Origin of the sequence: Actinokineospora auranticolor (genome assembly GCF_002934265.1) — a bacterium.
Taxonomy (GTDB): Bacteria; Actinomycetota; Actinomycetes; order Mycobacteriales; family Pseudonocardiaceae; genus Actinokineospora; species Actinokineospora auranticolor.
The window spans coordinates 43,065-52,903 of record NZ_PTIX01000009.1 but is presented as its reverse complement, the minus strand read 5'-3'; the positions used below and the strand labels follow the sequence as shown (position 1 = coordinate 52,903).

Sequence of the window (9,839 nt, the reverse complement as noted above, 5' to 3'; positions counted from 1 at the left end):
CATATCGGACATCGACAAAGCGTCAAAAGAATGTTTGACGCTTCAATGCGCCCATTTGGCCGCTCGCGCGAGCCGCGGACGCGTGTCTACGATGCGGGCGACTGTCTCCCCGCTTGGATTGCTACTAGGCTGAACGGCCGCAACCCGCACGGCCTGGTGGGTGCGGCGGCGGCGCCGCGAACCGACGCCAGACAACGCGGCGCCGAAACATCTCGTTGATCTCCCACCGACTCCGAGTGCGCGGGCCGAGTGTCCGGAATCTGTTCACCGAAAATTGCCTGCGCGCGCCGAGGTCTTTCCTGACCCGCCATTAGTCCGGACCGTGTTCACCCTTCACGAAGCCGTTGCGCTTCGCTAATCTCGAACGCGGCGCGTCATCAGCACGCGACACTGGGGCTGGTCAAGATCATTAGCGTCGCGCGTGGCGCGACGCCGCTGCTGCGCGCTCTCGCCGTGCGGTGGCTCGACCGCGTCCTCGGTGTGCCCACTCACCCCCTGGACGGAGACCATGCGAACAGAACCCCTTCCGCCCTTCCTGGCGGAGCACCCACCCGACCGCCGCGGACGACTGCTTGCCCTGTCGTGCGCGGTCGTCCTGGCGGCGGGTCTCGTAGACGCTGTTGTGTCTACCGGCGTTGACGCCGGGCCGCCGTCGGCGACCGCGGAGAAGGTCCTCCCGCACACCGAGTACCAGCCGCCGAAGCGAAACGTCGAGCCACCCACCGCGCCCGCGCCGGAACGGCCACTCGCCACGGCGTGGCCCGTCGCGGGGGAGGCCACCGTGGCCGCCTCCGCCCGGGGGCGCGTTCCCGGCCTGCCGGTCACGCTGTCGGCGCGGGGCACCGTCGCGGGCTCGTTCCACGTGCAGGTCGCCGACCAGGAGTTGAGCACGCGCGCCGGGGTCGCGGGCGTGGTCGTGTCGGTCACGCCCGACACCTCCACCGGCGGCGAGGTGGCGGTGGGGATGGACTACTCCGGCTTCCACGAGGCCATCGGCGGCGATTACGGCTCCCGCCTGCGCCTTGCCGCTCTCCCGGCGTGCGTGCTCGACACCCCGGAACAGCCGCGGTGCCAGGTCCAGACGCCGTTGCCGTCGTCGAACGACGCGACAGGGCAGGTCGTCGGCGCCACAGTCGCGCTGTCGACCGACCAGGTCGAGGAGGTCGTGGGACTGCGCGCGCCCACCCGCGGCGCCCCGGTCGTGCTCGCGGTCGTCGCCGACGCGGCCGGGCCGTCGGGTGACTACGAGGCCAGTTCCCTCAAACCATCCGGCCGGTGGTCGGTGACCGGCAGCACCGGCGCGTTCACCTGGGACTACCCCATCGAGGTCCCGCCGGTCGCGGCGGGTGAGCTGGCTCCCAAGATCAGCCTCGGGTACAACTCGGCGGCGGTCGACGGTCTCACCGCCGCGACGAACAACCAGGCGTCGTGGGCCGGTTCCGGGTGGGGCTACTCGCCCGGTTCCATCGAACGCGTCTACCGGGCCTGCGCCGATGACAAGACGCTGCCCGCGGCCCAGCAAACCGGCGACTACTGCTGGGCGGGCCACGTGGTGTCGTTGAACCTGGGCGAGATGTCCGCCGAACTCGTCCGCGACGACGCCACCGGCACCTGGCACGCGTCCAACGACAACGGCGCGCGTGTCGAGTTGCTCACGGGAGCCACCAACGGCGCCTACAACGGCGAGTACTGGAAGATCACCAACACCGACGGCGTCGCTTACTACTTCGGCCTGCACTCGCTGCCCGGCCGGACTTCCCAGGAGGTGACCGACTCGACCTGGACGGTGCCGGTCTACCACCGCAAGAGCGGAGACCCGTGCCAGGCCGCGGGCAAGTGCGACATGGCGTGGCGGTGGAACCTGGACTACGTCAAGGATCCGCACGGCAACGCGAGCGCGTACTACTACTCACCCGAATACAACTACTACGGCGCCGACAAGCAAACCACCGGCGTGCGCTACACCCGAGCGGGATCGCTGAGGCGAGTCGACTACGGCCTGCGCGAGATCGGTGGTTCGATCTACAGCGCGACACCGCCCAACAGCGTTGCCTTCGACGTGGCCGAACGGTGCGTCCCCGGCGGGGCGATCACCTGCGATCCCGCGCAGCGCACGACAGCGACCGCGACGTCCTGGCCGGACGTGCCCACCGACCAGGAGTGCAAGCAGGGCGCGGTCTGCAACAACCACGGCCCGTCATTCTGGTCCACGAAACGGTTGTCGGCCATCACCACCCGGATCGACAAGGGCGCGGGACCGGTTCCGGTCGACCGGTACGAGCCGACCTTCGACTACCCCACCGTGGGTGACCGCTCGCTCCAGCTGCGCGGCATAACCCACACCGCGTACGGCAGCGGCACGCAGATCACCGCGCCGCCGATCAGTTTCGCGGGTCAGCTGATGCCCAACCGCGTGCAGGGCTACAACAACATGCCCACCCTCGCGCACTGGCGCCTCACCAACATCAACACCGACGCCGGGTCGGCCGTGGTCGTCACCTACCGCACGGGGTGCACCGCGACCGATGTGCCGAGCGACCCGGCGAACAACACCAAGCTGTGCTATCCGGTGTACTGGACACCGGAAGGCGTGCAGAACCCGGTCTTGGACTATTTCCACAAGTACGTCGTGGAATCCGTGCGCGTCGACGACCGCAACGAGCTGTCTCCCGGGCAGCTGACCGAGTACGCCTACCTCGGCGCACCCGCCTGGCACTACGACGACAACGAGTTGGTCAAACCGGAAAACCGCACTTACGGCCAGTTCCGCGGCTTCCAGCAAGTCGAGGTCCGCACCGGTGACGTGGCGAACCGGATCGACAGCCTCCCCGTGGACCGGCGCACACTCGTCCGCACGACCTACTACCGGGGTATGGATGGCGACCGGCTGCCCAACGGCGGCACCAGGACGATGACCGTGTCGAACAGCCTCGGCGAGACCGTGCCGGACAACCCGCTGTTCGTGGACACCGAGTACGAGGTCCGGACCTTCGACGGGGAGTCGGGGCCGTGGACCACGACCAAGGTCACCGAACCCGTGCTCGTCGCCACGACCGGGTCGCGCGCCCGGCCGGGCCTGAACCCGCTCGTCGCCACCATCGTCAAGGAGAACCGCACGCGGACGGTCACCAACCTCGCCGCGGGCGGTACCAAGACGCTCACCACGACAAACCGGTACGACACGACCGGTCGGGTGGAGGCCACCACCGAGTCCGGGACCGGCGTCGTGGATGTGTGCACCACGACCAAGTACGCGGACAACACGGTGTCGTGGATCCGCGACAAGCCGAGGGAAATCCTTTCCTCGGAACAAGTGTGCCCACCATCCGGGGTCGCGCAGACGGGCGTGTTCAAGGGCAGTCGCACGTACTACGACGGGCAATTGAGCCTCGGCGCGGTGCCCGGTGCGGGTAACGCCACCAGGAGCGACACCGTGACCTCGGTCAACGCGGGGGTGCCCGTGTTCGCCACGACGAGCACCGCGACCTACGACGCCTCGGGGCGCACCCTGTCGACCACGGACGGTCTGAATCGCACTGTGGCACTGGAGTACACTCCGGCGGACGGTGGTCTGCACACCAAGACGGTCAAGACGAACGGCAAGAACCAGAAGTCGACCGAGGAGTTCGAGCCCAGCCGGGGCAAGCGCGTCGTGGCCGTCGACGAGGGTGGCAGACGGGCCGACCTCGAGTACGACGCCGTGGGGAGGTTGACCGCGGTGTGGAAACCCGGGCAGCAGCCGAAGGCGTCGAACCAGGCGACTCTCGTCTACGAGTACCTGGTACGCACCGACGGGCCGCTCGCGGTCACCAACAAGCGGCTGGTGGACACCGGAACCGCGCAGGAGTACGTGACCGAGGTGAAGCTGTTCGACGCGTTCGGGCAGCTGCGCCAGTCGCAAGTGGAGGCTCGCGACGGGCTGCGTGTCGTCAACGAGGCGTTCTACGATTCCCACGGCTGGAAGCGGTTGACCAACAACCGCTACCTGATCCAGGGCGCGCCATCGACCAACCTGGTCGGTGTCGCGTCGTCCGAGGTCGACGACCGGACGCTGACCGACTACGACGGCACCGGTCGGGTTGTGCGAGAGGCCGCGTACAAGGGAGACCAGCAGACCTGGTTCACCTCGACGATCTACGGCGGTGACCGGAAGACGGTCGTCCCACCGACCGGTGGCGTGACCAGCACCGCGCTGACCGACGTGCGGGGCAACAACGTCGAAGCGCGGCAGTACACCGCCGCGCCGACGATCACCGGCGACGTGGTGTCCGGCGGTACCTTCCAGGCCACCAAGTACGAGTTCAACGCCGCGGGCAAGCAGAACAAGGTGACCGACCCGGCCGGGGTCGTCTGGACCTTCGAGTACGACCCGATCGGTCAGCTGACCAAGCAGGTGGACCCCGACTCCGGTCAGACCACCACCACCTACGACCTGGCGGGGCAGGTCACCTCGACCACCGATGGTCGCGGGCAGGTGCTCACCTACGACTACGACGCCCTCGGCCGCAAGACGGCCGCGTACGCGGGGGCGGGACCGACGCGAGCGCCGCTGGCGTCGTGGACGTTCGACGGGGCCACCAACGGCGTCGGCAAGCCGTACACATCCACCAGGTACACGGCGGACGGCAAGTTCGAGTCGGCCTACACGGCGTACGACACCTCGGGCAACCCGAACAAGATCGTGACCAAGATCCCCGCGAGCCAGGGCACGCTGGGCAGCACCTACACGACCCAGTACGCCTACAGCTCCACCGGTCTGACCACGATGATGCAGCCGCACGCGGCAGGTGGCCTCCCCGGGGAGGCGATCGTCATCGGCTATGACAAGTTCAGCAAGCCCAGGACCATGACGGGCTACAACGCCTACGTCTCGGCGTCGACCTACACGCCGTATGACGAGGCTTCGCAGTTGACCCTGGGCCCGTCGAACAACAAGGCTTGGCTCAGCTACGGATACGACGCGCAGACACGGAGGCTCACCAACGTGAACCTCTCCGCGCAGCAGGCGAGTGCGCAGCAGGTCGACGACGTGCGGTACTACTACGACGCCGCGGGCAACCGAACGCGCACGGTCAACACCAGGGGTCCTGCCGGTTCGCCGGTGCGGACCGAGTGCTACCGCTACGACCAGCTCGACCGCCTGTCCGACGCGTGGACCGCGACCGATGACTGTGCGGCGGCGCCGTCGTCGGCGACGGTGGGCGGCCCGAACCCGTATTGGAAGTCGTGGTCGTTCCTGGTCGGCGGTTCGCGGGACAACCAGACCGAGCACGGCGTCGGCGGTGCGGCGAACAAGGTCACCAACTACGCCTACCCGGCCGCGGGCGCGGCGAAGCCGCACTCGCTGAGCGGGACCACGACCGGCTCCGCGTCGACGAGCTACGCCTATGACGGGTCTGGCAACACCACCCAGCGCACCAGCGGTTCGGGACAGGAGACCCTTACCTGGAACGAAGAGAACAAGTTGTCCACAGTGGTGGGTTCCGCCGGGACCACGAGTTACGTGTACGACGCCGACGGAAAGCAGTTGCTGCGCCGCGACCCGACATCGGCGACGTTGTACCTGCCGGGGCAGGAACTCAAGCGGGACAACGCCACCGGCATCGTGACCGGTACCCGGTACTACACCTTCGGTGAGGTCACGGTGGCTCTCCGAGTGGCCAACGCCGACCCGAAGTACGTGGTGTCGGATCCGCACGCCACCGCGACGGTCACCTTGGCGATGACCGGCTTCGCCGTGACCCGCCGTGACCTGGACCCGTACGGCAACGAGATCGGGTCGGGCCAGGGGACGTGGCCCCACCAGCGCGGCTTCCTCAACATGCCGGTGAGTTCCACGACCGGGCTGGTGGATGTCGGAGCCCGCGAGTACGACCCGGTCCTCGGGCGGTTCCTCAGCGTGGACCCGGTGCTCGACAGCGGGAACCCGCAGCAGATGACCGGGTATTCCTATGGCGGTGACAACCCACTCACCAACAGCGACCCGTCCGGGGAGTTCTTCGGTCTGGTCAACTTCTTCATGACCCTGTACAGCCGCGTGGTGAACATCGTCCGGACCCTGGCGCTGCGGGAGAAGGCGAGGAGCCACTTCGACATCCCCGCCAACGCCGAGACGTGGCACCGCAAGGACTACGGCGTCCGCGACATGTTCCTGGACTGGTACCTCAGCGATCAGAAAATCAACACCCCGCGGGTGTACCTGCACCAGGACGGCGACCGGATCACCGAGGACTGGAAGCAGACCTCGGCGGCCAAGCACGTCCAGGACATGATCCGGGATGAGATGAAGTTCGGGGTCTACGGACCGGGAGGCAACGAGTACCAACCCTACAAATCGCTGCGACACACCGTCGAGACCGACCCATTCTTCAACTTCCTCAGGATGGGTGCGGACGGCTGGTCCATCGCCACCGCGGTCGACGGGTGGGAGAGTGCGGACGACATCGAGCACTTCATGGGTTCCTTCACCGTCGACTACCAGGTGATGGACGTGAAGGACGACCACGCCACGGTCAAGGTGATCGCCAGCAACAAGGTCTCGTTCGCGTCCGCCACACGCAACCCGATCACCGGCGAACAGGGAGGTTTCGCCGGCATCATCAACGGTGGTCTCGACGCCGTGGGGCTACCCAAGATGGATCACCAGGCGGACCACTACCAGTTCATCGAAACCACCATGCAGATCCCCTGCGCGGCCGAGGAGATGTACGCACCGGACAACTCGATGACCTACTACATCGGCACCCAGCGAGTTTGCTGACGTCGAGCGCCGAACACCCACCGGACAGATGGGCCCCTGCGCCGGTGGCGTTCGGCTCGAAAGTACGCATTTTCCGAAATTCGAGAAGCGGGCGGACCAGCGTCAATCGTAGCGATGAAAATCCCCTGCCAGATGGAGTCGCCATCGTACTTCGCGTTCGATCGGGGTTTCGAAGCGTTCGTTGCCGAACGCAGGGCTCGCTGAGGTGAGGTGGCGATAGGCGGTTCGATCCGTCGGGAGTGGTGCCGTGCCCACGTCGTGGGCACGGCACCACTCTGTTCGTGCTGGGTGTGCGCTGGTGTCGCGAGTTCGGCGTAATGGGCGTGGTCGGTGCCAAGGTCGTGGATCGCGGGCGGTCGTACCGACGCGCTGGTGGGAGGCGTGGTTGTGGCGCACTACTGCGGTGAGCACCGCGCCTTGTTGGACGAGTTGCGGGCGGAGCGCGATGTGGGCCGGTCAGCGTCGCTGACACGCTTCGGGAGGTGGGCGGCGGTCGGCAACGCGATGCTGGAGGCCCGGTTCAACGCCGCGCACGCCGACTTCGCCAGGCTTGCCGCCGCCTACGCGCGGTTGGGGTTGTTCGAGTTCGACAACGGGGAGTTCGAGGCGGCGACGGTCAAGGAACTGTTGGTGCGCCAGAGGGAATCCGGGGGTGCCGTTGCCATCGCACTCGGGCTGGAGGTGCGCGCGTTGCGCTCGGTGGCGGGCAAACCCATGGCCGACTGGGCGGAGGCGCTGGTTCACCTCGCTCGCGCGTACGCCGAGGCGGGACAGACGGCCCGACTCGAAGACGCCCTCCGCTGGCTCACCCGCCTGGCCAAGCGCGTTCCGTCTGGGCTCCGCGTGGAGGTTGCCAGGCTCACGTGTCACCTTGAGGGCGGGTCGGCGTGACGCCGAACCACCGTTCGACGACCTCCGTCAGAGCCGCTTGGTCGGGCTCGGGATCGGTTGACGCCCAGGCCACGTAGGAATCGGGGCGCAGCAGCAGGGCGGTGATGTCGGTGTTCGCGGTGGCGTGGATGGTGTCGATGCCCTTCGCGTCCAGGGTTCCGGTGAGATCGAGGAGAACGGGGCGCGCTTCGCGAGCCAGTTCGGTGGTCGTGACAGTCCCTTGTGGAGTGTTCAGGGTCAGGTCCGGGGCGGGCCACCCCGCGAGCGGGTGCGCGTTGTCGGGGACGGGGTAGCGGACGTCCGAGCCCGCGACCAGGTTCGCCAGGGTCTCGACGACCGACGGCTGGGTCAGCAGCTCCCCGAACACGCCTCGCAGGCCGGTGACGTCGTCTCCGGGGGACATCAGGGCGGCCACGGTCCGCGAGTGGGTGACGGTCCGGTCCGCGCACGGGCGGCGCTCGGACTCGTACGTGTCGAGGATGTCGGCGCCACCGCGCAGGGTGGCGGCGAGCTTCCAGCCGAGGTTGATCGCGTCCTGCATGCCGAGGTTGAGTCCCGTGCCGCCCGCGCCGAAGACGTGCGCCGCGTCGCCGACCAGGAACACCCGTCCGTCCCGGTACCGCTCGGCGATCCGCGTGTTGCCGCCGTTGATCCGCCGCAGGACGTGGGGGCCGTCGCCGTCGGGTGGGCCCAGGTGGACCTCGACGCCCAGCACCCGGCCGGCGCTGGCGCGCAGTTCGTCGAGGGACATCGGCGCGTCGGTCGGCGGTTCGTCCCACTCGACGGTCGAGACCAGCGGCGGCTTGCCGGGCAGGGGCGCGTACGAGAAGCCGCCGTGTGGGGTGCGAATGGGGAGGAATGGTTGGACGGGGGAGTGGCCTGGGACGATCAGCGCGCCGGTGGTCGGGTCGATCCAGTCGGGTGGCAGGCTGACGTGCGCGGTTCGGTTGCTGGTGCGGTCATGGGTGACGCCGGGAAAGCCGATGCCCGCCGCCTTGCGGACCGGGCTGTGCGCGCTGTCGGCGCCGACCACGTACCGGGCCCGCAGCTCGTGTGTCCCTTTCGGACAATTGACGGTCAGGGTGACGCCGTCTTCGTCTTGAGTCAGGCCGGTGACCTCGTGCTCGCGCCGGATGTCGGCGCCGAGTTCCCGTGCGCGTTCTTCCAACACCCGCACGGTTTCCAGCTCGGGGATCGGGAGGGTGAACAGCGGGCTGTCCGCGAGGAGACCCAGGTTGAGCGGCATCGCGCCGAACATGAAGTAGCCGTTGTTGGGCCGCGGTGGACCCGGTTGCCCGCTGAGCCGCTCGAACAGCCCCCGCCGGTCGACCATGCGCACCACCTGCCCCACCAGCCCGTTCGACCGGGGCTCGCGGCTGGGCTCGGCCAGGCGGTCCAGCACCACCGGTCGCACTCCGCCGAGCGCCAGTTCGCAGGCGAGCGTGAGACCGTTGGGCCCGGCGCCGACGACGATGACGTCCATGGTGTTCCTCCGTTTTCGGGCACGCCGAACGGCCCCGTCGAGCGGGCGCGGTCGGGTGCTGGGGCTACCGGGGGTCGGGCAGGCCCGCGCGGATGCCGTCGAAGACCTCGCGCAGCAGCGAGACGAGCGACCGGGCGGGGTCTTGCGTCCACTGCGCCATCGCCACGCCGAGTCCGGCGCTGACCACGGCCGCCACCGTGCGCGGGTACAGGTCCTCGGCGGCGGTCCCGGTTCGCTCGGCGATGGCGGCGGTCAACCGGTCCTGCGCCTGCGCGTGGGCGCGGAACACCTCGTGCTGCACGGACGGTTCCGCGAGCAGCCGTTGCAAGCCCTCGGGCCGCCCGTCACCGGTGGGTTCGCCGGATGGCTCGAACTGCGCGACGACCGCGTGGGTCACCGCGTCCCACAGCGGTTCGCCTGCGGGCCGCGCCAGCACCGCCTCGGCGATCCGCCACCCGCGCTCCACGTGCGCGGCGACCACCGCCTCGGCCTTGCTGCCGAAGTAGTTGCGGAACGTCCGCTCGGACACGTCGACGGCGGCGGCAATCTCCGACACCGTCACCGCTTCGAGCCCGTTGGCCAGCGCCAGCTGGATCGTCGCGTGGCTCAGCGCCAGCCGCGTCTCCCGCTTCTTGCGCTCCCGCAACCCCTCATCGGCCATGCCCTCAATGTAGCCAAACTTTCCGAGCTTGCAAAGTTGCCGGC

General features: G+C 68.4%; 4 protein-coding genes. 2 read left to right on the top strand and 2 right to left on the bottom strand.

Annotated elements, in window-relative coordinates; translation table 11 throughout:
* Nucleotides 1-622 precede the first annotated feature (622 nt).
* Both CLV40_RS17725 and CLV40_RS17720 read left to right on the top strand, forming a co-directional pair.
* Nucleotides 623-6,760: an RHS repeat domain-containing protein gene (locus tag CLV40_RS17725; protein ID WP_181043571.1), complete on the top strand. Its 6,138-nt coding sequence runs from the start codon at nt 623-625 to the stop codon at nt 6,758-6,760.
* A 372-nt stretch (nt 6,761-7,132) separates the two neighbouring features.
* Nucleotides 7,133-7,651, top strand: coding sequence for a hypothetical protein (locus CLV40_RS17720; RefSeq protein ID WP_146108087.1), 519 nt, complete (start codon nt 7,133-7,135; stop codon nt 7,649-7,651).
* Here CLV40_RS17720 and CLV40_RS17715 read toward each other — a convergent pair.
* Together CLV40_RS17715 and CLV40_RS17710 are read right to left on the bottom strand one after the other, a co-directional pair.
* Nucleotides 7,620-9,134: an FAD-dependent monooxygenase gene (locus CLV40_RS17715; RefSeq protein ID WP_104480048.1), complete on the bottom strand. Its 1,515-nt coding sequence runs from the start codon at nt 9,132-9,134 to the stop codon at nt 7,620-7,622. The genes CLV40_RS17720 and CLV40_RS17715 overlap by 32 nt on opposite strands.
* 64 nt (nt 9,135-9,198) lie before the next feature.
* Complete coding sequence (locus tag CLV40_RS17710) at nt 9,199-9,795, bottom strand: acyl-CoA-like ligand-binding transcription factor (RefSeq protein ID WP_104480047.1); 597 nt, start codon at nt 9,793-9,795, stop codon at nt 9,199-9,201.
* Nucleotides 9,796-9,839 lie beyond the last annotated feature (44 nt).

What these genes read in the sequence shown, in the direction of transcription:
- CLV40_RS17715 (WP_104480048.1), bottom strand. Translation starts at nt 9,134, where the DNA reads ATGGACGTCATCGTCGTCGGCGCCGGGCCCAACGGTCTCACGCTCGCC.
- CLV40_RS17710 (WP_104480047.1), bottom strand. Translation starts at nt 9,795, where the DNA reads ATGGCCGATGAGGGGTTGCGGGAGCGCAAGAAGCGGGAGACGCGGCTG.